This is a genomic window from Paraplanobispora takensis (genome assembly GCF_016863195.1).
Taxonomy (GTDB): domain Bacteria; phylum Actinomycetota; class Actinomycetes; order Streptosporangiales; family Streptosporangiaceae; genus Planobispora; species Planobispora takensis.
This window is the reverse complement of record NZ_BOOK01000020.1, coordinates 18,564-43,329: the sequence shown is the minus strand read 5'-3', so window position 1 is coordinate 43,329 and position 24,766 is coordinate 18,564. Positions and strand designations below refer to the sequence as shown.

Below are 24,766 nucleotides of genomic sequence, written 5' to 3'. Positions count from 1 at the left end.
GCGAGGGTCCACCAAAGATGGTGGGGAGAGCACTACCCCCCGGCTAGTCCGGCCGCGAGGGTCTCACCGGGGCGGGGCGGCCCGGATGGCCGTGGTCCCGTGGTCCCCGTGATCCCCACGGTCTCCGCGGTCACCCGCGTCCCGCGCGTCCGCCGTTCCGGTAGGCCCGTCCGGCGGGCCCGCCTCAGCCGATCCGTCTCAGCGGGCCTTGGCGGTGATGAGTGAGGCGACCTTGCGGTGCTCGGCCGAGCGCAGCACCTTCTCCGCCTTCGCCGGGTCGGCGACCGGGGCCCGCTGCAGGATGCCCCGGGCGGCCTTCAGCTTCAGCATCCGCCGTACGGACTCATCGAGCCGCTCCTGGGAGATCCGGCCGGACCTCACCGCCGACAGGACCGCCTCGTAGGCCTTCGGATAGTCCGGCGGCATGAGCAGCAGGTCGGCCCCGGCCAGGACGGCCCGCACGGCCACCTCCCCGTCGCCGTACTTCTTGCGCACGCCCTCCATGTCCAGCGCGTCGGTGGAGACGACCCCGTCGAAGCCGAGCTTCTGACGGAGCAGGCCGGTCAGGATCGGCTTGGAGAGCGTGGCCGGGTCACCGGAGGGGTCGAGGCGGGGCATGACCACGTGGGCGCTCATGACCATGTCGACCTTCTCCCCGACGGCCGCGGCGAACGGCGGCGCGTCCAGCCGCTCCCACTGGGACCGGGAGTGCTTGATCACCGGCAGGCCGGAGTGGCTGTCCACCGTGGTGTCGCCGTGCCCGGGGAAGTGCTTGGCCGCGGCCCCGACCCCGGCGTCGTGGAAGCCCTTCACCGCCGCGGCGACCATCGGCGCGACCTTGCGCGGGTCGGATCCGTAGGCGCGCGGGCCGATCACCGGGTTGCGCGGGTTGAGGTTCACGTCCGCGACCGGGGCGAAGTCGAGGGTGATGCCCAGCGCGCGCAGCTCGGCCCCGGTCACCTTCGCGGCCTTGCGGGCCAGCGACGGGTCGCCGGTGGAGCCGATAACCGAGGCGCCGGGCATCTTGGTGACCAGGGGCGCGAGCCGGGAGACCCGGCCGTTCTCCTGGTCGGCGCCGATCAGCAGCGGGATCCGCGGGGAGGCCTTCTGCAGGCCGTTGGTCAGGGCGACGACCTGCCGGACGTCCTTGACGTTCTGCGCCCAGGGGAACAGGATCACCCCGCCGGGCCGGTATTTGGCGATCATCTTGGCGGGCGTGCCCACACCGAAGCGCGCCTGGTTCTCCCCCGAGACCGTGTCGGCCGCCTGGCCGTACAGGACCGGCATGAAGAGCTGGCCGACCTTCTCCTCGACGCTCATCTTCGCCAGCGTCTCCTCCACCCCGGCGGGCGCGGTGCTGCCGGTGGTGGTGCCGGCCGTGCTCTCGGCGGTCCCCGCCGTGCTCTCGGCGACCGAGGAGGAGGCGGGGGAGGCGGCGCTCGCCCGGTTCCCGGCGGGCACGCTCGCCGCTCCGGAACCGGCGCATCCGGCCACCATCGTCACGATCACTGCAAGACCAGCCGTACGCACGCACCGAACCATGCCGTCCACGCTATCCGGGCGGGCGAGCGGACGCTCCGTTTCCCGTCGTGTCGCACGGCGTGGCGCGGATGCGGATCCCGCCGTACGAGCCCGGCTCACAGTCCCAGCCCGCCCAGTCCCGGCAGGTGGGAACGGGCTGCGGCGCGCGCCGACTCGGCCGACTCCGCGGCCCGCGCGGCCTGCGCGGCCCGCACGCACTCCTCCCGGGTGTGCAGGGCCAGCGCGGCCCGTACGGCGGGCAGCGAGGCGGCGGCCATCGACAACGACGTGACGCCGAGGCCGACCAGCACGCAGGCGAGGACCGGGTCCCCGGCGGCCTCCCCGCACACCCCGCACGGCCTGTCCCGCACGGCGGCCCCGGCGACGGCCAGGGCGACCAGGTCGAGCAGCGCGGGCTGCCAGGGGTCCTGGAGCGCGGTCAGCGCGCCCACCTGGCGGTCGGCGGCGAAGGCGTACTGGGCCAGGTCGTTGGTGCCGATCGAGAAGAAGTCGGCTCCGGCCGCCAGGTCGGCGGTGCGCAGGGCGGCCGACGGGACCTCGATCATGACGCCCGCCGAGGGCAGCCCGGCCTCCCGGCAGGCGGCGGCGAACCGCACCGCCTCCTCGGCGGTGGCGACCATCGGGGCCATCACCCCGACCCGGGCCGAGGCCTGGGAGGCGGCCCGCGCCAGGGCCGCCAGCTGGTCGGCCAGCACCTCCGGGTGGACCTGGAAGAGCCGTGTCCCGCGCATCCCCAGCGCCGGGTTCGGCTCGCCGTCCGACGAGGCCAGGAAGGGCAGGGGTTTGTCGGCCCCCGCGTCCAGCGTGCGCACCACGACCCGCTCCCCGGGGAAGGCCTTCAGCACCTCGAGGTAGGCCGCCTCCTGCTCCTGCGGGGACGGCGCCTTGCGCCGGCCCAGGAAGAGGAACTCGGTCCGGTAGAGCCCGACGCCCTGCGCGCCGTACTTCAGCGCGTCCGGCACGTCGCGGGGCCCGCCGATGTTGGCCTGCAGCGTCACGGGGTGGCCGTCGGCGGTCGCGCCGGGACCCCCCACGGCCGCCAGCGCGGACCTGCGGGCCGCGGCGGCCTCGCGGGCGGCCTCCACCTCCCGCGCCGAGGGCGTGAGCCGTACCAGGCCCGAGGCGCCGTCGACGAGCATCGGCGTGCCCGCGGCCACGGCGGTGGCGCCCCGGCAGGCCACGACGGCCGGCACGCCCATCGCCCGCGCGATGATCGCGGTGTGGCTCGTCGGGCCGCCCTCCTCGGTGACGAAGGCGGCGACGGCGTCCGGGGACAGCAGGGCGGTGTCGGCCGGGGCCAGGTCGCGGGCGACGAGAACGTACGGCTCGGCGGCCCGGGAGGGCACGTCGAGGGCGGGCAGCCCCTCCAGGACGGCGATCGCCCTGTCCCTGACGTCGTCCAGGTCGACGACCCGCGCGCCCAGGTATCCCCCGGCCTCCGCGAGCGCCTCCCGGTAGCGCCCGAACCCCTCGTACACCGCGCGCGAGGCGCTCGTGCCCGCCTCGACGAGGCCGGCCACCTCCGCCGCCAGACCGGGGTCGCGGGCCATCAGCGCCTGGGCCTCCAGCACCTTCTGGCTCTCGCCGCCCGCCAGCGTCCCCCGCCGCTCCAGGTCCTGCGCGACCTGTTCCAGCGCCCTGCCGGCCCGCTCCCGCTCGGCGGCGGCGTCCCCGCCGTGCCTGGAGCCGGGCGGGGGCACCGGGATCTCCCGGGCGAAGACGTAACCGGTCCCGAACCCGATGCCCGGGCTCACCCCCACGCCCGTGAGCGTGCTCACGGCGCCGATGCGATGTCCGCGAGCCGGTCGAGGAGTTCCTCGGCGCCCTCCCCCTCCGCGCTGATCACCACGGTGTCGCCCTGCCGGACGTCGAGCGACAGGACCCCCAGGATGCTCTTGGCGTTCACCGGCTGCCCGCCTGCCTTGGCGACGGTGACCTCCAGCGTCGCCTTGGCCGCTGTCTGCACGAACGTCGCGGCGGGACGGGCGTGCAGGCCGACCTCGGCCTTGACGGTGACCTGACGTTCGGGCATGCATCCTCCTGAAGGTCGGCCGGGCGGTCTAGACCAGCCGGCTCGTCTTATGGTCGGCCGGGCCGTCCGACCCGTACCGGGCTCGCCGCCTGACCGCGCGAGTGTGGACGGCCACGACGCCATCGCACCTCATACCCGCTGCCGCTGCGGCAATCCCGGAGGCCATCGGCACCCTATCCCCAGCGGAACAACTCGTCCCCGGCGCATACCCTTCCTTCGGCGAGGGCGCTGACGGTCCCCTCCTCCGCGTCCAGCGCCACCACCGGGCAGACCGGGGAGCGCCCGCCCGCCTCGATCTCGGCGGGGTTCCAGGCGACCACGGGCTGCCCCGCGCTGACCCGGTCGCCCTCCGCGGCCAGCAGCTCGAACCCCTCGCCCCGCAGCTGCACGGTGTCGATGCCCAGGTGGACCAGGATCCCCCGGCCGTCGTCGCCCACGACGACGAAGGCGTGGGGGTGCAGTTTGACGATCTTCCCCGCGATGGGCGCGACCACCCTGCCCGGCTCCCTCGCCGGGTCGATCGCGGCCCCCGCGCCCACCAGCCCTCCGGAGAACACCGGGTCCGGCACCGCCTCCAGACCCACGGCCGCCCCCGCGACCGGGGCCAGAACTGTGGTCATCACACCCCCTCGACGGTCCCCTCCCGGACGGGGACCGCCCGGCGTCCCTCAGCCGATGATGTCCTCGATGTCGTCGGCGATCGTGTCGGCCTCGGGGCCCACGACCACCTGGACCACGTTGCCCGCGGCCATGACGCCGTGGGCTCCGGCGGCCCGCAGGGCCGCCTGGTCGACCCTGGAGGCGTCGCGCACCTCGGTGCGGAGCCTCGTGATGCACGGCTCGATCTCGATGATGTTGTCCGCACCGCCGAGGCCCGCGATGATCGCGTTCGCGTCTGCCGCCATGTCGTCCTCCTGATGTTCTCGGTCACCCTCCTGGGGCCGTGACCGGAGCCCTGACCAGGCTAGACGACCCGGTGATCTCAGTCGGTCTGGGTGACCTTGTTGAGACCCCGCGGCGCGTCGGGGTCGATGCCCAGCCTGCGCGCGAGGGCCTCGGTCAGCAACTGGCCGGGGACGACCAGGCCGAGGGGCGCCACCCACTCCGGCAGGTCCGGGCCGTTCAGAGCGGCCGTCGCGGCCCCCGCGAGCGCGGCGCCGCCGCCGACGGTGAAGGCCGCGGCGCCGGCGCCGGTGACCCGCTCGGCCAGCGCCACGGTGCCCGCCAGGGTGGGGCCCTCGCCGGCCGCGACCAGGATGGCCGGGGTGTCCTCGTCGACCACGGCGATCGGGCCGTGCAGCAGGTCGGCGTAGGACAGGCCCATGGCGTGCAGGTAGCAGGCCTCCTTGAGCTTGAGGGCCGTCTCCAGCGCGGTGGAGAAGGCCAGGCCGCGGCCGGAGACCACGACGCCGGGCTTGTCGGCCAGGCCCTCGACGACCGCCTCCAGGTCTCCCGGATCGCCGATCAGCTTGTCCACGGCCTCGGGGACGCGCTGCAGGTCGGCGGGGTCGACGTCGGCGCCCAGACCGAGGGCGAGCACGGCCAGCGCGGCGAGCTGGGTGGTGTAGGTCTTGGTGGCCGGAACGGCCTTCTCCTCGCCCGCGAGCGTGCACAGGGCCAGGTCGGCGGCCTGGGCCAGCGGGCTCTGCTCGCCGCCGTTGGTGATCGCCACGGTCTTGGCGCCGCACTCCTTGGCCCAGGCCAGGGTCTCGACGATCTCCTCGGTCCTGCCGGACTGGGACAGGCCCACGGCCAGCACGCCGTCGAGGTCCAGCTTGCGGCGGTAGGTGGTCGCGATCGAGGGCGCGGCGAGGGTGGACAGACGGCCCGTGTGTGCCTCGGCGAGGTAACGGCCGTAGACTGCGGCGTTGTCGGAGGTGCCACGGGCGATGAACAGCAGCTGACGAGTCTGCCCCGCGAGCCGTTCCACCTCCCCGACCCTGGGGAGGAGGGCGTCCAGCGTGGCCTGCAACGCAGCGGGCTGCTCGGCGATCTCGCTGCGCATCTTGGTCGTCATAACTCGCTCATCCTTCGGTGGGGGCAGGCGTCCTTCGGCGGGGCAGGCGAGATCGGGCCGTTATCGATCCGTCGCCGGTCCGTACGTTGACACCCTTTTCCGGCCTGTGGTCTAGTCCGGACTAGACCAGTGCAAACCATAACCCATTGGACATCTCGGAATCGAGAGGGGGAAGGATCCCGTGGCTCAGATCGATCCGGACAGCCCCGTACCCAAGTACTTCCAGCTCCGTGAGATCCTGCTCGATCTCATCGAGAGCCACGAGCTGGCCATCGGCACGGCGATCCCGTCGGAGCGCGAGCTCTGCCAGCGCTTCGGGCTGTCGCGGATGACCGTGCGGCAGGCGGTCGACCATCTGGTCTCCGAGGGCAGGCTGCAGCGCGTGGCGGGCAAGGGCACCTTCGTGGCCCGGCCCAAGATAGAGATGGCGCTGCGGCTGACCTCGTTCAGCGACGAGATGCGCTCCCGCGGCATGGAGCCCGGCTCGCGCGACCTGGACCGCCGGGTGGTCCGGGCCAGTGCGCACCTCGCCCGCGAGCTCGGCATCCAGCCGGGCGACGAGGTGCACTTCATCGAACGGCTGCGCACCGCGGCCGGCGAGCCCATGTGCATCGAGCGGTCCCACATCCCGGTCGCCCTCGCGCCGGACCTCGACTCCCACGACCTGACCGGCCGCTCGCTGTACGAACTGCTGGAGGCCCACTACGGTCTGATGCTCGACGCGGGTGAGCTCACCATCGACGCCGGCATCGCCGACCCCGACGACGCCGACCTGCTGAAGCTGCCGCGCGGCGGGGCCGTGCTGCTGCTGCAACAGCGCTCGTTCGCCGGGGGCGTCTGCGCCGAACTGGGGATCTCCACCTATCGCGCCGACCGCTACCAGCTCCGTACGATCCTGGAGACCCCGGCACGCCGCACCTGACCTCCTCCCGTTCCCGTCCCATGGAGGAAAGTCCGATGAGTTCCGCCTCAGCGGACGCGGGCCTCCCGGCCCCGTCCACGTCCGGATCAGCCGTGATGAGCGTGCTCCAGCGCCTGGGCCGCTCCCTCATGCTCCCGATCGCGGTCCTGCCGGCCGCCGGTCTGCTGCTCCGGCTCGGCCAGGACGACCTTCTCGGCCGGACGGACAACGCTTTCCTCGACGACGTCGCCCGCGTCCTGGGCACCGCGGGCGGCACGCTCTTCGACAACCTGCCGATCCTGTTCGCGATCGGCGTGGCCATCGGGTTCGCCCGCAAGGCCGACGGTTCCACCGCGCTGGCCGCGCTGGTCGGCTATCTGGTCTTCCACGCCGTCAGCATGAACATGTTCTTCATCATGTTCGACGAGACGCTGAAGGGGTCGATCACCACCCGGGTCTTCGACGACGCCGACCCGGCCGTCCCGCAGGTGGTGCTCAACCTCGGCGCGCAGAACCCCACCCGGGTGCTCGGCGGCATCGTGATGGGCGTCGTCTCCGCCCTGCTCTGGCAGCGCTTCTACCGCACCAAGCTGCCCACCGCCCTGGCCTTCTTCAGCGGCCGCCGCCTGGTGCCGATCCTCACCGCCTTCGCCGGACTGGTGATCGGGGTGTTCTTCGGCTTCGTCTGGCCGGTCGTGGGCGGCTGGGTGCGCGCCTTCGGCACCTGGCTCGCCGAGAACAGCACCCTCGGCGCCGGGATCTACGGCATGGTCAACCGCACCCTGATCCCCCTGGGCCTGCACCACATCGTCAACAACGTCGTGTGGACCCAGGTCCCCGAGTGCGTGACGACGGCCGGCAAACATCTCGCCGGCGACCTGGTCTGCTTCAACAACGGCGTCCAGGGCTACGGCGGCTTCGAGGCCGGGTTCTATCCCATCCTGATGTTCGGCCTGCCCGCCGCGGCGATCGCCATCTGGCGGGCCGCCCCCGCGCACCGCCGTACCGCGGTCGGCTCCATCATGATCTCCGCCGCGCTCACCGCGTTCCTCACCGGGATCACCGAGCCCATCGAGTTCGCCTTCATCTTCGTGGCGCCGGTCCTGTTCGTGGTGCACATCGTCCTGACCGGCGTCTCCCTCGCGGTGGCCTCGGCCCTGGGCGTCAAGCTCGCCTTCAGTTTCTCCTCCGGCCTGATCGACCTCGGCCTGTACGGCACCGCCGCCAACGCGCGGGGGATCCCGGTCCTCATCGTGATGGGGCTGGTCTACGCGGTGATCTACTACGTCGTCTTCAGTTTCCTGATCAGGCGGCTGAACATCATGACCCCGGGCCGGGAGCCCGAGCCCGACGCGGAGAGCGGAGAGACGGGCACCACCACCGCCAGGCGCCCCTGAGGGACGCTCCGGCGGGCGTCCCCTCAGCCGGGGTTTCCGGCCGGGTGGTGTTTCGGCTATCCGCCGGAGACCGGGAACCGCGCCGCAACCCCGTCCCGGGCGGGCCCGCACCACTCCAGCTTCACAGGATCTTCTCCTCGCCAGGGGGCGAAACGGCGCCGATCTCCGGGAAGTTGGAGCCGCAGGTATCTGCGCGGGGGACCGCAAACTCCTAGATGCGTCAGGTCTCCCGACGAGAATCGAGTCGCCATGTCACGCCCTCCACGACCGGCGTCCCTCCCCAGGATCGTCTCCTCCCCCTCCGCCGAGCCGCCCTACGACGACGAGCGCCCCTCGGGAGCCGCCCGGCCGGCCGCTCCGCCGTACGTGCAGGGGACGCTCGCCCTGAACGGCGAGCCCGCCGAGCCGCGGGCCGGGCGCCCGCTGGTGTGGGGACCGGCGGGGGCCGTCCCGGACGAGCGGCGGCTGCGGGCCCTCGGGCAGGCCTTCGCCGAGATCCTGGCAGGCAGGCGGCCGCCCTCCAGCGTCTTCCGCCATACCACCGCCCGCACCCGGACCGAGCTGGTCCGCGCCGGCAGGGTCTTCGACTGCGCGTGCCCGCCGCGGATCGGCCGGCTCCACCTGTCCCAGCCGGGCGACGGGGTGGTGGAGATGTGCGTGCTGGTCCGCTGCGGCGAACGCCACCGCGGCCTGGCCCTGCGGCTGGAGCGCAGGGGCGTGCAGTGGCTGTGCACGGAGTTCGAGACGACTCCCTGACCACACCCCCCGACCGCACACCCGGACCGCATGTCTTGAGCGCGCGGCCTGACCGCGCGCTCTGAGCGCCTCCTGTCCGACGCCGCGCGCCGCACCCGGGAAGGCGGAGAGGTCCCGGCCGGAAGCGGCAGGACTCCGGCCGGAACGCGAAAGGGCCCGCACCCCTGCGGGGTGCGGGCCCTCCTGTCGTCTCTCGACGGATCAGGCGGCGTTCTTCGGGTCGCCGTGGCAGCGCTTGTACTTCTTGCCGGAGCCGCAGGGGCACGGCGCGTTGCGCTCGACGTTGCCGTAGGCGTCGCGCTGCTCGCGGGTGCTGACCCGCGTGTGCTCCACCTCGCCGGTCTCGCCGGGCGCGGTGTACTGCAGCTCGGAGGGCCGCTCGGGACCGCGCAGGCCGCGGGCGATGATCGAGCGGGTCTCCGCGAGGTCGGCGTCCTCGGCCTCCTCGACGATCGGGCTGGTCTGCACCTCGATCTCGAGGTTGAACAGATAGCCGGCCGACTCCTCCTTGATGCCGTCGAGCATCTGGGAGAACATGTCGAAGCCCTCGCGCTGGTACTCGATCAGCGGGTCCTTCTGGGCGTAGGCCCGCATGCCGATGCCCTCCTGGAGATAGTCCATCTCGTAGAGGTGCTCGCGCCACTTGCGGTCCAGGACGGCCAGGATGACCCGGCGCTCGACCTCGCGCATGGTCTCGGGGCCGAGCTCCTCCTCGCGACGGTCGTAGGCGGCCAGGGCGTCGGCCTCGATCTTCTCCTTGAGGAAGGCGGCGGAGAGCTCCTCGCGGCCGCCCGCCTCCTCGGTGAGCTCGTCGACGGTGAGGCTGATCGGGTACAGCTGGCCCAGCGCCTTCCACAGCTTGTCGAGGTCCCACTCCTCGGCGAAGCCCTCGGCGGTGGCGCCGGAGACGTAGTCGTCGACGACGTCCTTGATGAAGCCGCGGACCTGCTCGTGCAGGTCGGCGCCCTCGAGCACCCGCTGACGCTCGGCGTAGATCACCTTGCGCTGGCGGTTCATGACCTCGTCGTACTTCAGGACGTTCTTACGCGTCTCGAAGTGCTGCTGCTCCACCTGGTGCTGGGCCGAGGCGATGGCCTTGGAGACGATGCCCGACTCGATCGGCACGTCGTCCGGGATGTTCAGCCGCGTCATGATCATCTCGACCCGGGCCGAGTTGAACAGGCGCATGAGGTCGTCCTCGAGCGAGAGGTAGAACCGCGACTCACCCGGGTCTCCCTGACGGCCGGAACGACCGCGGAGCTGGTTGTCGATGCGGCGCGACTCGTGCCGCTCGGTGCCCAGGACGTACAGGCCGCCGAGGTCGACGACCTCCTCGTGCTCGGTCTTGACGGCGTCCTTGGCCTTCTCCAGCGCCTCGGGCCAGGCCTTCTCGTACTCCTCCGGGGTCTCGACCGGGTCGAGGCCGCGGTTGCGCAGCTCCACGTCGGCGCGGAACTCGGTGCTGCCGCCGAGCTTGATGTCGGTGCCGCGGCCGGCCATGTTCGTGGCCACGGTGACCGCGTGCTTGCGGCCCGCCTCGGCGATGATCGCGGCCTCGCGAGCGTGGTTCTTGGCGTTGAGCACCTCGTGCTTGACGCCCTTGCGCTTGAGCTCCTTGGACAGGCGCTCGGACTTCTCCACGCTGGTGGTGCCGACCAGGACCGGCTGGCCCCTGTCGTAGCGCTCCTTGATGTCCTCCACGACCGCCATGAACTTGGCGTCCTCGGTCTTGTAGACCACGTCCGCCTGGTCCTTGCGGATCATCGGCTTGTTGGTCGGGATCGGGACGACGCCGAGCTTGTAGGTCTGGTGGAACTCGTTGGCCTCGGTGGCCGCGGTTCCGGTCATGCCCGAGAGCCTGGCGTAGAGGCGGAAGTAGTTCTGCAGCGTGATCGTGGCGAGAGTCTGGTTCTCGTCCTTGATCTTGACGCCTTCCTTGGCCTCGATGGCCTGGTGCATGCCCTCGTTGTAGCGGCGCCCGTGCAGGACACGGCCGGTGAACTCGTCGACGATCAGGACCTCGCCGTCGACGACGATGTAGTCCTTGTCCTTCTTGTAGAGCTCCTTGGCCTTCAGCGCGTTGTTGAGGAAGCCGACCAGGTGGGTGTGCTCGGGCTTGTAGAGGTTGTCGATGCCGAGCCAGTCCTCGACCTTCTCGACGCCGGACTCGAAGATGCCGATCGTGCGCTTCTTCTCGTCGACGGAGTAGTCGCCGGTGCTCTCCTCGCCGTCCTTGCCCTCGGCGCCCTTGCGGAGCCGGGGAGCGATCTTGGCGAACTCGCCGTACCACTTGCCGGACTGCTCGCCCGGACCCGAGATGATCAGCGGGGTCCTGGCCTCGTCGATGAGGATCGAGTCGACCTCGTCGACGATGGCGAAGTTGTGGCCGCGCTGCACGCACTCGTCCAGCGACTGCGCCATGTTGTCGCGCAGGTAGTCGAAGCCGAACTCGTTGTTCGTGCCGTAGGTGATGTCCGCGGCGTACTGCTTGCGGCGCTCGTCCGGCGGCATGTTGGCCAGGATCACGCCGACCTTGAGGCCCAGGAAGCGGTGGATCCGGCCCATCTCCTCGGCGTCGCGCTTGGCCAGGTAGTCGTTCGTCGTGATGACGTGGACGCCCTTGTCCGCGATGGCGTTGAGGTAGGACGGGAGCGTACAGGTCAGGGTCTTGCCCTCACCGGTGCGCATCTCGGAGATGTTGCCCATGTGCAGGTTGGCCCCGCCCATGATCTGCACGTCGAAGTGGCGCATGCCCAGCACGCGCCGGGAGGCCTCACGGACGGTGGCGAAGGCTTCGGGAAGCAGATCGTCGAGGGATTCGCCGTCGGCGTGGCGCTGCTTGTATTCGTCGGTGAGCGCGCGCAGCTCGGCGTCGGTCAGGCTCTTGAAGTCGTCCTCAATGGAGTTGACCTGGTCGGCGATCCGCTTGAGCTTGCGCAGAAGCTTGCCTTCGCCTGCGCGAAGAATCTTGTCGAGAAAGGCTGGCACTTTAGGTAAAGCTCCTCGCAGGTCTTCCGCGGCCTTCAGGGGCCCGGATGAGGACGAGACATGGTTCTCCGCTGCCATCGTAGGCGGTTCCACCACCAGACACAGCCACCATGGACGACGCTCTTACCGCCCGCACAGTTCCCCGTGCCCTTTTTATGGGAGTACGGCCTGCGTGAGGGGGTATGGCGCCGACTATCACACCTCACACCTGAAACAGCCCCGGAAGCACGTCCGGAAAATCCCTCCGGCGCGTCCGGAAGCACAGCCCGCTGCGCGAGGAGAAACGATCATGGCGGAGACTCCACCCGGCGCCTCCCACGCAGGCAGGGCCCTTTCCTGGCTGGCCGTCACCGTGAGTCTGCTGGGCTTCGCCATCGGCGGGATCGCGCTGACCGCCGGACCCAACTGGCTCGTGTTCTGGATGGGCGTCGCGGTCTGCATGATGGGCGGCGCCCTGCTCCTGTTCTTCGGCGCGTTCAAGGACGTCGTCCTCGACTCCCCCCGCGCGCCCTTCGAGCACTCCGACGGCGTCCTCGACTGATCTCCACGCGGGTTCCGCCTCGTCCGACACCGGCATAGCAATTTCGTCGGTGTGAAGCGCTAACCTCGGCGTCATGCAGACGTGCCGCGGAACGACGCCCCGCCTCCCCCTGGAGCGGTCATGACTCTGAGCCTCTCGGCCGACGAGGCCCGCCGGATCATCCTGCGCGCCCAGGGGTTCCTGGGCGCCGACACCCGCCGCGGCGGCGCGACGGCGACCCTGCGCCGCCTGGGAGCCGTGCAGCTCGACACGATCTCCGTGCTGGCGCGCTCCCACGAGCTCGTCGCCTACGCGCGGCTCGGCGCCGTCGGCAGGCAGAAGGTCGAGCGGGCCTACTGGGACGAGCCCGCCCGCGCCTTCGAATACTGGTGTCACGCCGCGTGCGTGCTGCCCATCGAGGACTGGCCCCTCTACGCCTTCCGCCGCCGCGCGTTCCGGGCCAGGAAGTTCCGCTGGCACGAGGTCCCGCCGACCGTGGACAAGGTGCTGGAGAAGGTCCGGGAGAGTGGCCCCGTCACGACCACCGACATCGGCGGCGCCAAGAACGGCGGCCCCTGGTGGGACTGGTCCGACTCGAAGATCGCCATCGAGTGGCTGCTGGACACCGGCGAGGTCGTCTGCACCCGCCGGGTGGGCTGGCGCCGCGTCTACGACCTGGCCGAGCGCGCCGTGCCCGCGCACCTGCTGGGCGAGGACCCCTCCGACACCGAATGCGTCGTCCGCCTCGCCCGCATCGCCGGCCGCGCCCTCGGCGTCGCCACCCGCGCCGACCTGGTCGACTTCCTGCGGCTGAGGGCCACACACGCCGCGATCCTGGACACCGCCCTGCTCGACGGCGCCACCGGCCTCGTCCCCGTCCAGGTCGCTGGCTGGACCGGCCGCTCGGCGACCGCCTGGGCCGACCCCGCGGCCCTGGAGGTCCCTCCGCGGGGCCGCCACCGCACCACCCTGCTGTCCCCGTTCGACTCCCTCATCTGGGACCGCGCCCGGACCGCCCGCGTGTTCGGCTTCAACCACCGTCTGGAGGCCTACGTCCCCAAGGACAAACGCGTCCACGGCTACTTCACGATGCCCGTCCTCACCGGCGGCCGGCTGATCGCCCGCGTCGACCCCGCCCGCGAGGGCTCCACCTTGATCGCCCGCCAGATCGGCCTCGAACCCGGCATCGACCCCCGCAAAGCAGTGGAACCCCTGGCCACCGCCCTCCGCGAGGCCGCCACCTGGGTCGGCTGCGACACCATCCACATCGACCGCGCCGACCCCGCCCTCCGGGAGGCCGTCCTGACCGCGATCACCTGATCCCGGCCCGGCGCCGGTACGGCGCGGACTCAAGCCAGAGCCCGGCGCCGGTACGGCGAGGCGTCGGACGGCGGCGGCCGGCGCCGTTCGTACGGCGGGCGGCTCCGGTCTGTTGTGGTGGGGGACATGGTCGCGCTGTGCGGGTGGCTGTTCCGGCCGGCCGTCTCAGTCACTGCCTCGTTCATCAGGCCGGAGGCCTGAATGCACCAGAGGCCGGCTGAGACGGCCGGCCGGAACACCTGCCCGCACAGCACGACCATGCACCTCGGCCTGGCCGCCGTACACCCGGCGCCGATCACCTCCGTACCCCGTCTCGCCGTACCGGCGCCGATGGGCGGGGCACCCGGGGTCGAGCGTGTGGGGAGACGCTGCCGCCGTACAGGGGCGTCGGTCACGGCGTCTCGCCGTACCGGCACCGGGCCCTGGCTTGAATCCGCGCCGCATCCGGCGCCGACCTCGCCGTACCGGCTTCATCGTCTTTGGGGGGTGCGTGGCTCGGGATGGGGATGCGGTGGCCGGGGACCGGCCACCGCGGGTCAGGTGATCTCGAGCATGCGCTCGCGGACCGCGTAGACCACGGCTTCCATCCGGGAGTGGAGCTGGAGCTTGTCCAGGATGTTGCGCACGTGGTTCTTGACGGTGTTCTCGGAGATGAACAGCTGCTTGGCGATCTCGCGGTTGTTCATTCCCTTGGCCACCAGGCGGAGCACCTCCATCTCCCGGTCGGTCAACCGGGGGACGGGTAACTGCGGAGGGCGCTCGGCCTCCTTACGGCTCATGTTCGCGAACTCGTTGATCAGTTTTGCGGCCATCGCCGGATTGATCAGCGACTGCCCTTCGTGGACGCCTCGCACGACCTCGGGGACCTCGTCGAGCTGGACGTTCTTCAGCAGGTAGCCGGTGGCGCCTGCCTTGATCGCATCGAAGAGGTCCTCCTCCTCGTCGCTCACCGTCAGCATGATGATCCGGACACTCGGTGCCGAGGCCTTGATCTCTCGTGTGGCCTCGATTCCGCTGCGCCGGGGCATGCGGACGTCCATGAGCACGACGTCCGGTGTCAGGCGGTCGGCGAGCTCGACGGCCTCCTGACCGTCACTGGCCTCGCCGACCACCTCGATATCCGCCTCCGCGGCCAGCGCCATCTCCAGGCTGCGGCGGATCAGCGCATGATCGTCGACGATCAGCACGCGGATCGGTTCGCCGCGCCCGGTGGTGCGGGTCGCCTCGTCGGGTTCCGTCACGCCTCCTCCTCGGGGGGCCAGAGCCGTTGGACCGCCATGATTACACGGCTTTCCGGGTCCTCGGGTTGGTCGGAGAGGGTCTTCGGCCAGGGCGGTCAGGGCTCGATGAGCCGCAACACGCCGTAGTTGTATCCTCGCCGCAGGTAGACGACACTGGGCTGTCCGCTCTCCTTGTCTCGGAAGAGATAGAAGTCGTGGCCGACCAGCTCCATCTCCAGGAGCGCCTGGTCGATGGTCATCGGTTCGGCTTTGTGGAACTTCTCCCGGACCACGAGGGGCCCGTCACCGTCCATCTCGATGGGGACGATGGTCTTGTCCTCGGGAAGGTCGAAGTCGACGTCCATCTCCGGTTCGGCCGGCTCCACGCGGACCCGCAAGGGCTCCGCCTCGAGAGACTGGGCCAGCGCGGAAGCGGTCAGTTCGGCGACCGACGGGGGGCAGTGGTTGCCGTGGTGGACCTTGCGCCGGTCGGCGATGCGCCGGAGCCTTCCTTCGAGCTTGCCGAGTGCTATGTCGAGTGCGGCGAAGCGGTCGTCGGCCGAGGCCTCGGCCCGTACCGCGGGGCCACGTGAGTGAATCGTGAGTTCCACCCGCTCCCGCTGGTCGGGAATGCGCGGGTTGCGCTCCTTGGACACCTCCACGTCAACACGGATGAGCTTGTGGTCCAGACGCTCAATCCTGGCCAGCTTGGTCGTCACATGGTCGCGGAATCGGTCACTCACTCCGGTGTGCCGACCCTTGACGATGATGTCCATGCACAGCCCCCCTTCGGCTCTCGACGGTGGAACAGCGACACCCGCTCGGCCGACCTGGTCTTCGTCCCCACATCCGCCTGCTGAGGGTCTCGCAGCTCTGTGCCACTAATGCCCTTCTCTTCTGGCGAGGAACATCTGGCTCCCCGGGAAGGCAGGACTTACCTCTAAGCCGCACCGTGATCGATCGACAAAGAGTCGTCTTACGTGGACCGTTTCGCCTGCGGCTGGCATCGGCTAGCCAGACCGATCCCCTCAGGGGAGTCGGTCCGGTGCAACCACGGACCCGAGCGGGTGCCATGGTCTGACGCTATCCGCATCGCGGCGGAATGTCAGCCTGCCGATCGACCGAAGGATCACTTTGTGTGATTTTCTCCGGAGATGTGCAGTGTCGGAGATGACCGCTTTGGCGATGCGCTGCCCCTTATGTGAAGGCTTCTCGCGTCCCCAGAGCCACTTCAGGCCGTCAATTGGGACGCCTGGATGAGGCGGTGAAGTGAGACCGATAACTTAAGCGCCCTTTACCCTCCGTCACCGAGTTGCATTCGATCTCTTCGGCGTGTCGCGGCGACCGTCACGGCGAGCGGCGCCTGCGCTCCCGCCGCGCGCAGAGCCCGGGCGGCCTCGGCCAGAGTGGCGCCGGTGGTGATGACGTCGTCGACGAGGACGACGACGACCTGCGAGGCGTCCCAGGAGGCCGTCAGAGAGCCGTTCCTCCCGCTGACAACCCGAAATGCCGACGACAGGTTCGCAGCCCGCTGGAGCGAGCTCAGCCCCGCCTGGTCGGCCGCCCGGCGCCGGTGGGCCAGCGCCCTGGAGACTGTCGCCGGCCACCCCGCCGCGCGGAGGTACCCGGCGGCCAGCTCCGCCAGCCGGGCCACCGGGTCGTGCCCGCGCCGCCGCAGAGCCGGGCGGGTGCTGGGCACCGGGACGAGGATCACGGGATGGCCGCCCACCGCGATGCCGGCCGTCAGCGCGAGCGCCCCGGCCAGCGGCCGGGCCAGGGCCGTACGGCCGTGCTCCTTGTAGGAGATGACGGCCCGGCGCGTGGCTCCGGCGTAGTCGGAGGCCGACCAGCATTCGGGCAGGCCCTCCGGGCAGGGGCTCGGCATCCGGCAGGCGGGGTCGGCGCGGAGCTCGGCCGCGCAGGGAGGGCAGACGAGCGCCCCGGGTGCGTCGCATCCGGCGCAGCGGGGCGGCAGGACCAGGTCGAGCAGAGCGGTCGTCACGCGTCCAAAGTGCCAGGTCCCACCGACAAATCCGCTGGATGTACGGCCCGCAGCGGGTCCCGGCGAGAGCCGTACGCTCCCGGAGGCGGGCTGGAGGGAGGGCTCAGCCCAGGGGGAAGACCGGGGACGACGGGCCGTCGGGGACGAAGCCGGTGGAGCCGTTCTCGTCCTTGACCCACGGCTCCCAGCCGGGCACGTTGCGGTAGACGACCTGCCGGTTGCCGTCGTCGTCCTTGACCCCCGCCAGCAGGACGTCGTCCAGGGCGGTGACGCTCTCCATGCGGGGATAGGACACCAGGGGCTTGGGCCCGGCGGTCAGCGAGGCCTCCAGCAGCTCGGACTTGCCGGTGAGCACGTAGAGGCTCTTGCCGTCCTTCCAGGCGATGTCCTTGATCGTCTGCTTGTCGCCGGCGTTCACCACCGTCCGCAGGTTGGCGATGCGGCTGGCGGCCCCCTCGCCGATGACGGTGCCGATCTTGACTTCGTCCTCGCCCATCGCGTTCCTGACCACCACCGCCACGTGCACGCCGTCCCTGGCGACCTTGAGCGCGGTGACCTCGACCGTGTCCAGGTCGGAGGCGGCCACGCGGTACGGCCTGACCTGCTGCTTCTCCTCGTCGTAGTAGTGCCGCAGCACGATCGAGGACTGCGGTCCCGGCCGGTCCACCGTCCACAGCGAGCCGTACCGGTCCCAGTTCGGGGTGATGAGGTCGTTGCCGGTGACCCATTCCCGCCACTGGCCGTCCGGGGTCAGCGGCGCGACGGAGATGCTCCGGCGGTCGTCGGAGAGCACCGCCGCCTGCCGCAGCGTGTGCCCGCTGACGGCCGGGCGGGCGAGCGCGCCGATCCGGCCCTCGGCCTTGGCCGGGTCGCCCGCGGCGCCCGCCACCGGCTGTCCGACGTTGTCCTTGTCGAGCTGCCGCAGGGCGCCGCCCTGCATGTAGAACAGCTGCATCCCCCGGGGGGTCATCCACGGGTCGAACTTGAGCTGCGCCTGGGCGTCGACCACCAGGGCGGAGTCGCCGTAGTACGGCTCGCCGTTGACGCGCACCTCGACGCTCGATCCCCCGGCGAGCTCGGAGAGCGTCCCCGCGAGCTGGGCGGACATGGCGGCGATGTTGTCGGAGCCGCTCACGCCCTTGTCCAGGTTGACGACGACGCGGCTGTTCTCGGTGGTGACGTCGATGAGGTCGACGTCCTGCGGGAAGGCGGTCTGGGCCGCGCCCGACAGCGAGCTGCTCGGCCCCTCCAGCAGCCGCTCGACCGTCGCCTTCGCGCGGGTCGAGAGGGGGTTGACCGGGAGCTGGACCTGGTCGATCACCAGGCCCGTGCGCTTGGAGTCCAGGAAGTACAGGTCCACCAGCCGGTAGGCGCGCCTGACGTCGGCCTCCGACAGCATCAGCCCCTCGTGCCCGCCGGCGATCCGCCAGCCGGCGCTCTCCTTGACCAGGGTGAAGGGCTCGTTCAGCTCGTCGTCCCCGGGGCGGTACAGGCCGTCCTGCCCGATGGTGCCGGTGACGGTGCCCTTGAGGGTGACCCGCGTCTCCTTGGTGTCCTCCTCGTTCTCCCCGCCGTCCAGCGCGCTCTGCCTGTAGACCATGACCTCGCCCGACGGGTCCCACTTCTTGAGGAAGGAGGCGGTGAGGTACTGGCGCGCGACGGCGTGGCCGGAGTCGCCCGTGCTCGCCATGGCGGCCTGGAAGCCGGCGACGACCTCCTTGGGCGTCCAGTCGGGGTTCGGCGGCATGGCGATCACCCGCGCGTACGGCGGGTCGAGCGGGTCGCCGCTGCCCGCGTCGTCGACGGCGACGTCGCCGGGACCGGTGGGGATGACGGAACAGGCCGCCGTCGCCATGACCATGGCCGCCAGCAGTCCTGCGACCCCCGGCCACCGTCCCGTTCTCGCACGCATCATGTCCCCCGCCCGCCGCCGGTCACGGCACCGGCGTCATGTCCCCCGTCCGCCGCCGCCGGCGACAGCACCGGCGTCATCTGCCCCCGCCACGTCCGGCGCATCTCCACCTCCGGCGGCACCAGCGGCAGCGGCGAGCCCCGCAGGGCCGTCCCCGCCACCCGGGGCAGCGAGAGCCTGAACTGCGAGCCCTCACCCGGCGCCCCCCACGCCTGCAGCCAGCCCCCGTGCAGAATCGCGTCCTCGCGGGAGATGGCCAGTCCCAGGCCGGTGCCCCCGATGGTCCGCGCCCGCGACGGGTCGGCGCGCCAGAACCGGTCGAAGACCATGTTCTCCTCGCCCGGCTTCAGGCCCACCCCGTGGTCGCGTACGGCCACCGCCACCGCGTCGCGGTCGGCTCCGACCGAGACGACGATGTCCTTGCCCTCGCCGTGCTCGATGGCGTTGAACAGCAGGTTGCGCAGGATGCGCTCGACGCGGCGGCTGTCCATCTCGGCCATGCAGGGCTCGCCCGGCAGCCGCAGGTCGAAGCGGGTGGAGTGGCGCTCGGCCAGCGCCTCGGAGTCGGCGACCGCCCGCAGCACCACGTCCCTGACGTCGACGGAGTCGACGTCGAGCGTCGCGGCGCCCGCGTCGTAGCGGCTGATCTCCAGCAGGTCGGCGAGCATCGACTCGAAGCGCTCCAGCTGGTTCTGCATCAGCTCCGCCGAGCGCGCGGCCATCGGGTCGAAGTCCTCGCGGGCGTCGTAGAGCAGGTCGGCGGCCATCCGGACGGTGGTCAGCGGGGTGCGCAGCTCGTGCGAGACGTCGGAGACGAACTGCCGCTGGACCTGGGAGAGCTCCTCCAGCTGGTGGATCTTCAGCGCCAGGTTGGCGGCCATCTCGTTGAAGGAGACGGCCAGGCGGGCGAGGTCGTCCTCGCCGCGCACCTTGAGCCGCTCGTCCAGGCGCCCCGCGGCCAGCCGCTCGGCCGCCTGCCGCGTCAGCCGTACCGGCGTGACCACCTGGCGGGTGACCAGGAAGGCGATCGCGGCCAGCAGGAGCACCAGGCCGACGCCGACGACGACGAGCATCTGCCGCACCGCGTTGAGGGTCTCCTCCTCCTTGTCGAGGGGGACCAGGTGGTAGATCTCGTAGCCGGTGTCGATCTGCGGGGCGCCCGTGGTGTCCAGGCGCGTGCCGATCACCAGCCCGCGGACCGGCTCGGTCCTGTCCTTGTAGTACAGCTCGCCGTACCAGGGGCTGTTCCTGCCCGGCTCCCCCTTGGTCACGGCGGTGCGCATCCGCTCGGTGATGCTGCGCTCGTCGACGTTCGTGGTGCCGAAGCACGCGCCCGGCAGCTTCCGGTTGCAGATGATCACCGAGTAGCGGCTGGCCGAACCGGCCCGGTTCGCCAGGGCCGTCGTCGCCTGGCCGAGCGGGCTGTCGTCGCCCTGGACCGTCTCGCCGGACCCGGAGCGCTTGGCGGGCTCGCCGTCCGGCTGGTTCAGGAAGCCGAGCACCGCGTTGCGGTCGGCCTGCGCCTCGCTCGTCGCGGCCCGCTCGCGGGCGTCCAGCACGGACGTGGTGATCTGCTGGTCCAGGAAGACGCCGAGCACCGCGACCACCGCGACGGAGATGACCATCGTGCTGGTGACCACGCGGAGCTGGAGGGATCGCCAGAAGACCCGGCGCAGCCGGCCGGCCGCGCGCCGCGCACGCCGCCGCACGCCCCGCACCAGCTGGCGCGGGGTACGGCGGCGCTTCTTCGGAGTGGCCATGTCGGGATCCGGGGGGAGCGGAGAGCGGGCGGGCTAGGCCGGCCCGGCCTTGTATCCCACGCCGCGGACCGTCACCACGATCTCCGGGTGCTCCGGATCCTTCTCGATCTTGGCACGGAGGCGCTGGACGTGGACGTTCACCAGGCGGGTGTCGGCCGCGTGGCGGTAGCCCCAGACCTGCTCCAGCAGGACCTCCCGGGTGAAGACCTGGCGAGGCTTGCGCGCCAGCGCGACCAGCAGGTCGAACTCCAGCGGAGTGAGGTTGATGGTCTCCTCGTCACGCTTGACCGAGTGCCCGGCGACGTCGATGGTGATGTCGCCGATCTGCAGGATCTCGGGCGTCGGCTCGTCGGTGCGGCGCAGCCTCGCGCGCACCCGCGCCACGAGCTCCTTGGGCTTGAACGGCTTGACGATGTAGTCGTCGGCCCCGGACTCCAGGCCGAGCACCACGTCGATGGTGTCGCTCTTGGCCGTCAGCATGACGATCGGCACCCCGGACTCGGCGCGGATCCTGCGGCACACGTCGATGCCGTCGGCGCCGGGCAGCATCAGGTCGAGCAGGACCAGATCCGGGCGGGTGTCGCGGAACGCGTCGAGTGCCTTGTCACCGTCGGAGACGAAGGAAGGTTCGAACCCCTCCCCGCGCAGCACGATGCCGAGCATCTCGGCGAGAGCGGCGTCGTCGTCGACGACCAGCACGCGTCCTTTCATGGCCCCTCATTCGTCTTACGCAGGTGGAGAATTTTTAGGTAAACCGTACGATTACCGAAGGTTACCCGTGCCCGACCACCGGATGACACAGCCTGGTGATCGGCGCCCGGGTGCCGAATTTTAGGCTTACGCAGCGCGAAACGCGCGGCGGCGCCCCCGGAGTGGCCGCTATCGGCCGCGGCGGACGAGCTCCGGACGCGAATGTGGCCACTGTCACAGTCTGCGGTAAGGAACGGCCTTTCGGCCATCCCCGCCCCCGCGCCGGGCCGGGCCGCGTCCGGAAAGCACGCCGTAATCCCTTGAACAATCACCCCGAACAGCCCGATGCGTGCGTCTCCATGCCAGGATTGGGATATGTCAGACGGACACGGTTCCCACCCCGACACACCACCCGGCTGGGCGTCCAACCAGCCGCCGCCGTACGGCGGCGAGGGTGCGGCACCGTGGGCCGCACCCGGCGCCGGTCAGACGCCTCCCCCGGGTCCGCCCCCCGGGCAGGACCCCGGCAATCCCTACGCTCAGCCGCCGCCCCAGCAGCCCCACGGCGGGCAGCCCTACGGGGGGCAGCCGTACAAAGGACAGCCCTACGGGGAGCAGCCGCACGGCGGGCAGCCCTACGGAGGGCAGCCGTACGGAGGACAGCCGTACGGCGGGACCGGCCCCTACGGCCAGCCCGCTCCGCCCTACGGCCAGGCGGGCGCGCCCTACGGGGGACCGCCCGCCCTCAAGCCCGGCATCATCCCCCTGCGTCCGCTGAACCTGAGCGACATCTACAACGGCGCGGTGCAGTTCATCCGGAGCAATCCGAAGGCCACCCTCGGCCTGTCCGCCCTGGTGACCATCCTCGCCGAGGTCGCCACGCTGGCCATCCAGATTCCGACGGCCAGCGCGTTCGTCGACGCCGCCGTCTCGGAGACGCCGACCGATCCCTCGGACATCCTGGGCATCGCCGGCGGTTTCCTGCTCGGCACCCTGCTCTCCGTCATCCTGCAGATGATCGCGATCGTGGTGCTCAGCGGCATGCTGACCAGCGTGCTGGGCCGCGCCGTGTTCGGCGAGTCCATCACGATCGGGGAGGCCTGGCGGCTGACGCGCGGCCGGGTGCTGCCGCTGTTCGGGCTGGCGCTGCTCCAGGTGCTCATGATCTTCGGCTTCATGATCGCGGCAGTCGTCCTGGTCGTGGTGCTGGCCGCGGCGAACGCGCCGGGGGCGCTGGTCGGCGTGGTGGGCTTCGTCCTCATCATCGGCGGCATCGTCGGCGGGGTCTTCCTCTACACCAAGCTGAGCCTGGCCGGTCCCGCGATCGTGCTGGAGCGCGCCGGGGTGTTCTCCGCCATCAGCCGGTCGTTCCGGCTGGTCAAGGGCGACTTCTGGCGGGTGTTCGGCATCCTCCTTCTCACCGCGATCATCGCGGGGCTGATCGGCGGCGCCGTGAGCGTGCCGTTCTCCTTCGCCGGCCAGATCGGCGCCGGAGCGGGCGGCGTCGAGGGGCTGCAGACCGGCCTCACGATCTCCCTCTTCCTGAGCGCGCTGGGCGCCGTCATCGCCGGGACGATCACCAACCCGTTCTCCGCCGCCGTCAGCGCGCTGCTGTACGCCGACCGGAGGATGCGCGCCGAGGCGTTCGACCTGGTGCTCCAGACGGCCGCCACGGACCGCCAGCGCGGCGTGCACGGCACGGCGCCCGAGGACCTGTGGCACCCGTCGCACTCGGCCGGCGGTCCCTACGGCTACGGGAACCCGCCCCACCAGGGTTACGGCTACCCGCCCCAGGACCCCGGAGCCTGGAACCGGTGATCATCGACGTCCCGGTCGACATCGCGAGGGACGCCGCCCGGGAGGCGGCGATCAACGAGCTGGCCAAGTCGATCTATCCGAAGGAGTCCTGGTGGGACCGGCTCCTGCGGGGCGTGCAGGAGTGGATCGCCGACCTGATCGACGCCGCCTCGGGGCTGCCCGGCGGGTGGTTCTCGATCGTCATGCTCGCGCTCCTCATCGTCGCCGTCGCGATCCCCGTCCTGTCCATGGCGCGCCGCGCCACCCGGTCACGGGCGGGGACCGCCGGCGAGCTGTTCGGCGCCCGGGCCCGCACCGCGGCCGAGCACCGCGCGGCCGCCGAGGCCTGCGCGGCGCAGGGCCGGTGGGCCGAGGCGATCAGGGAGCGGCTGCGCGCCATCGCGCGCGACCTGGAGGACCGGGCCCTGCTCGACCGCGTACCGGGCCGCACCGCGGACGAACTCGCCGCCGACGCCGGCCGGATGCTCCCCGACCTCGCCGACGAGCTGGCCGCCGCCGCCAGGCTCTTCGACGACGTCACCTACGGCGACCTGCCCGGCACTCCCGAGGGATACCGGAGCATGGCCGAGCTGGACGACCGCCTCCGCCGGGCCAGGCCGGTGCTGTCGGGAGCCCCCGCGTGAGCCTCGACCCGCCGGCACCGCAGCCCGCACCGGGCCCGGCCGCCGGCACTCTCGCCTCCCCGCCCGCCTCCGGCGCTCCCGGCGCCCCTCCCGGTGCTTCTGCGGCGGACGCCGGGCCCCCGCCGGCCGGCACGCCCGTGTCCCCGCGCGTACGGGACTCGTGGCGGCGCACCCGCGGGGTGTTCGGCGTACTGGCGATCATGGTGGTGCTCGCCGCGGTGACCGTGCTGATCGCCTCGCCGCGCCCCGGCGGCCGCCTCGACTCCGAGGCGACCACCCCGGTCGGGGCGCACGCCCTGGCCCAGCTCCTGCGCGACCAGGGCGTCGAGGTCCGCCCGGCCGGGACCGTCGAGAAGGCCCGGGAGCTGGCCACCCCGGACTCGCTGCTGCTGGTGGGCCGGACCGAGTTCCTCGCCGACAGCACGCTGATGGCGGAGCTCGCCGAGGTGCCCGGCGACCGGCTGCTGATCGAGCCGGTGACCCAGGCGCTGCAGGCCCTGGCACCCGGCGTCTCCGCGGGCGCGCTGACGGACGTGGAGTCCCGCGAGCCGGGCTGCGACCTGCCCGCGGCCCTGCGGGCGGGCACCGCCATGACGGGCGGCGTCTCCTACAACGGCCCCGCGGGCTCGCGCAGCTGCTACGGCGGCAGCGTGATCGCCTTCCACGCCGCCGGCCGGCAGATCACCGTCGTGGGCTCCGGCGATTTCATGACCAACGAGCGCCTGGCCGGGGACGGCAACGCCGCCCTGGCCATGAACCTGGCCGGCGCCCGGCCGGCGGTGGTCTGGCTGGTGCCCGGCCTGCCGCAGACGAGCGGGGCCCGGAGGGAGGGCGAGGCCACTCTGACCGACCTGATCCCGCCCGGGGTCAACTGGGCGTTCCTGCAGCTGTTCATCGCCGTCGCGCTGGTCGCGGTCTGGCGCGCCCGCAGGCTCGGCCCGGTGGTCGCCGAGCGGCTGCCGGTCGTCGTGCGCGCCGCCGAGACCGTGGAGGGGCGGGGACGTCTCTACCGCTCGCGCAGGGCCCGCGACCGGGCGGCGGCGGCCCTGCGGGCCGCGACCCTCGACCGGATCATCCCGCGCCTCGGACTGACGGGCGACGCCACTCCGGCGGGGGTGGTGGCGGCCGTCGCCATGCGAACCCCGCTAGATTCTCACCAGGCGGGGGCCCTGCTGTACGGCGCGGCGCCCGACGACGACGCGGGGCTCGTGGCCCTGGCCCGGCACCTCGACATCCTGGAAAGGCAGGTACGCGACTCGTGAGCGAGC

At 71.7% G+C, this 24,766-nt stretch carries 21 protein-coding genes; 8 read left to right on the top strand and 13 right to left on the bottom strand.

What is annotated here, in order from left to right:
- Positions 1-198 precede the first annotated feature (198 nt).
- From Pta02_RS14610 to Pta02_RS14585, 6 genes are all read right to left on the bottom strand, one after another.
- Entirely contained in the window at positions 199-1,530 is a 1,332-nt protein-coding gene (locus tag Pta02_RS14610; RefSeq protein ID WP_239130549.1) for a glycoside hydrolase family 3 protein, read from the bottom strand.
- Between the two features lie 107 nt (positions 1,531-1,637).
- Positions 1,638-3,320 carry a phosphoenolpyruvate--protein phosphotransferase gene (gene ptsP, locus Pta02_RS14605; protein WP_203875346.1) on the bottom strand — a complete coding sequence of 561 codons (1,683 nt, stop codon included), beginning with the start codon at positions 3,318-3,320 and terminating at the stop codon, positions 1,638-1,640.
- On the bottom strand, positions 3,317-3,574 hold the full coding sequence (locus Pta02_RS14600) for an HPr family phosphocarrier protein (protein WP_203875345.1): 258 nt from the start codon (positions 3,572-3,574) through the stop codon (positions 3,317-3,319). The genes ptsP and Pta02_RS14600 overlap by 4 nt, the downstream gene beginning before the upstream one ends.
- A gap of 173 nt (positions 3,575-3,747) precedes the next feature.
- A complete protein-coding gene (locus Pta02_RS14595; protein ID WP_203875344.1) occupies positions 3,748-4,194 on the bottom strand; it encodes a PTS sugar transporter subunit IIA in 447 nt (148 codons plus the stop codon).
- Between the two features lie 48 nt (positions 4,195-4,242).
- Positions 4,243-4,479: a PTS sugar transporter subunit IIB gene (locus Pta02_RS14590; protein WP_203875343.1), complete on the bottom strand. Its 237-nt coding sequence runs from the start codon at positions 4,477-4,479 to the stop codon at positions 4,243-4,245.
- A 77-nt stretch (positions 4,480-4,556) separates the two neighbouring features.
- A complete protein-coding gene (locus tag Pta02_RS14585) occupies positions 4,557-5,591 on the bottom strand; it encodes an SIS domain-containing protein (RefSeq protein WP_203875342.1) in 1,035 nt (344 codons plus the stop codon).
- Between the two features lie 181 nt (positions 5,592-5,772).
- On the opposite strand from Pta02_RS14585, the gene Pta02_RS14580 reads away from it, so the two are divergent.
- From Pta02_RS14580 to Pta02_RS14570, 3 genes are all read left to right on the top strand, one after another.
- Positions 5,773-6,513 carry a GntR family transcriptional regulator gene (locus tag Pta02_RS14580; RefSeq protein ID WP_203875341.1) on the top strand — a complete coding sequence of 247 codons (741 nt, stop codon included), beginning with the start codon at positions 5,773-5,775 and terminating at the stop codon, positions 6,511-6,513.
- Between the two features lie 95 nt (positions 6,514-6,608).
- Positions 6,609-7,889: a PTS transporter subunit EIIC gene (locus Pta02_RS14575; protein ID WP_239130548.1), complete on the top strand. Its 1,281-nt coding sequence runs from the start codon at positions 6,609-6,611 to the stop codon at positions 7,887-7,889.
- 249 nt (positions 7,890-8,138) lie between these two features.
- Complete coding sequence (locus Pta02_RS14570) at positions 8,139-8,645, top strand: Rv3235 family protein (protein ID WP_203875339.1); 507 nt, start codon at positions 8,139-8,141, stop codon at positions 8,643-8,645.
- Positions 8,646-8,846: 201 nt separating this feature from the next.
- Here the strand turns inward: Pta02_RS14570 and secA are convergent, their stop codons facing one another.
- Positions 8,847-11,633: a preprotein translocase subunit SecA gene (secA, locus tag Pta02_RS14565; RefSeq protein WP_203875338.1), complete on the bottom strand. Its 2,787-nt coding sequence runs from the start codon at positions 11,631-11,633 to the stop codon at positions 8,847-8,849.
- Positions 11,634-11,922: 289 nt separating this feature from the next.
- Here secA and Pta02_RS14560 point away from each other — a divergent pair, with 289 nt between their 5' ends.
- A complete protein-coding gene (locus Pta02_RS14560; RefSeq protein ID WP_203875337.1) occupies positions 11,923-12,174 on the top strand; it encodes an HGxxPAAW family protein in 252 nt (83 codons plus the stop codon).
- A gap of 120 nt (positions 12,175-12,294) precedes the next feature.
- Positions 12,295-13,473 (top strand): winged helix-turn-helix domain-containing protein, encoded by a 1,179-nt coding sequence (locus Pta02_RS14555; protein WP_203875336.1) that lies wholly within the window; start codon positions 12,295-12,297, stop codon positions 13,471-13,473.
- 536 nt (positions 13,474-14,009) lie between these two features.
- Here Pta02_RS14555 and Pta02_RS14550 read toward each other — a convergent pair.
- The 6 genes from Pta02_RS14550 to mtrA all read right to left on the bottom strand — a co-directional run bounded on the left by Pta02_RS14550 (position 14,010) and on the right by mtrA (position 21,078).
- Entirely contained in the window at positions 14,010-14,714 is a 705-nt protein-coding gene (locus tag Pta02_RS14550; RefSeq protein ID WP_203875335.1) for a response regulator, read from the bottom strand.
- 95 nt (positions 14,715-14,809) lie between these two features.
- The gene (gene hpf, locus Pta02_RS14545) at positions 14,810-15,469 is read right to left on the bottom strand and encodes a ribosome hibernation-promoting factor, HPF/YfiA family (RefSeq protein WP_203875334.1); all 660 of its coding nucleotides are present in this window, start codon (positions 15,467-15,469) and stop codon (positions 14,810-14,812) included.
- Between the two features lie 518 nt (positions 15,470-15,987).
- Complete coding sequence (locus Pta02_RS14540; RefSeq protein ID WP_203875333.1) at positions 15,988-16,695, bottom strand: ComF family protein; 708 nt, start codon at positions 16,693-16,695, stop codon at positions 15,988-15,990.
- 103 nt (positions 16,696-16,798) lie between these two features.
- A complete protein-coding gene (locus Pta02_RS14535; protein WP_203875332.1) occupies positions 16,799-18,610 on the bottom strand; it encodes an LpqB family beta-propeller domain-containing protein in 1,812 nt (603 codons plus the stop codon).
- The gene (gene mtrB / locus Pta02_RS14530; protein WP_203875331.1) at positions 18,607-20,367 is read right to left on the bottom strand and encodes an MtrAB system histidine kinase MtrB; all 1,761 of its coding nucleotides are present in this window, start codon (positions 20,365-20,367) and stop codon (positions 18,607-18,609) included. The genes Pta02_RS14535 and mtrB overlap by 4 nt, the downstream gene beginning before the upstream one ends.
- 33 nt (positions 20,368-20,400) lie before the next feature.
- Positions 20,401-21,078 (bottom strand): MtrAB system response regulator MtrA, encoded by a 678-nt coding sequence (gene mtrA / locus Pta02_RS14525; RefSeq protein ID WP_012888151.1) that lies wholly within the window; start codon positions 21,076-21,078, stop codon positions 20,401-20,403.
- Between the two features lie 354 nt (positions 21,079-21,432).
- Between mtrA and Pta02_RS14520 the strand changes: the two genes are divergently transcribed.
- Genes Pta02_RS14520 through Pta02_RS14510 form a run of 3 tightly spaced genes read left to right on the top strand, consistent with a single transcriptional unit; the run spans position 21,433 to position 24,760 of the window.
- Positions 21,433-22,875, top strand: coding sequence for a DUF7847 domain-containing protein (locus Pta02_RS14520; protein ID WP_203875330.1), 1,443 nt, complete (start codon positions 21,433-21,435; stop codon positions 22,873-22,875).
- Positions 22,872-23,498 carry a DUF4129 domain-containing protein gene (locus tag Pta02_RS14515; protein ID WP_239130546.1) on the top strand — a complete coding sequence of 209 codons (627 nt, stop codon included), beginning with the start codon at positions 22,872-22,874 and terminating at the stop codon, positions 23,496-23,498. The genes Pta02_RS14520 and Pta02_RS14515 overlap by 4 nt, the downstream gene beginning before the upstream one ends.
- Complete coding sequence (locus tag Pta02_RS14510; RefSeq protein WP_239130538.1) at positions 23,495-24,760, top strand: DUF4350 domain-containing protein; 1,266 nt, start codon at positions 23,495-23,497, stop codon at positions 24,758-24,760. Before Pta02_RS14515 ends, Pta02_RS14510 begins: the two co-directional genes overlap by 4 nt.
- Positions 24,761-24,766 lie beyond the last annotated feature (6 nt).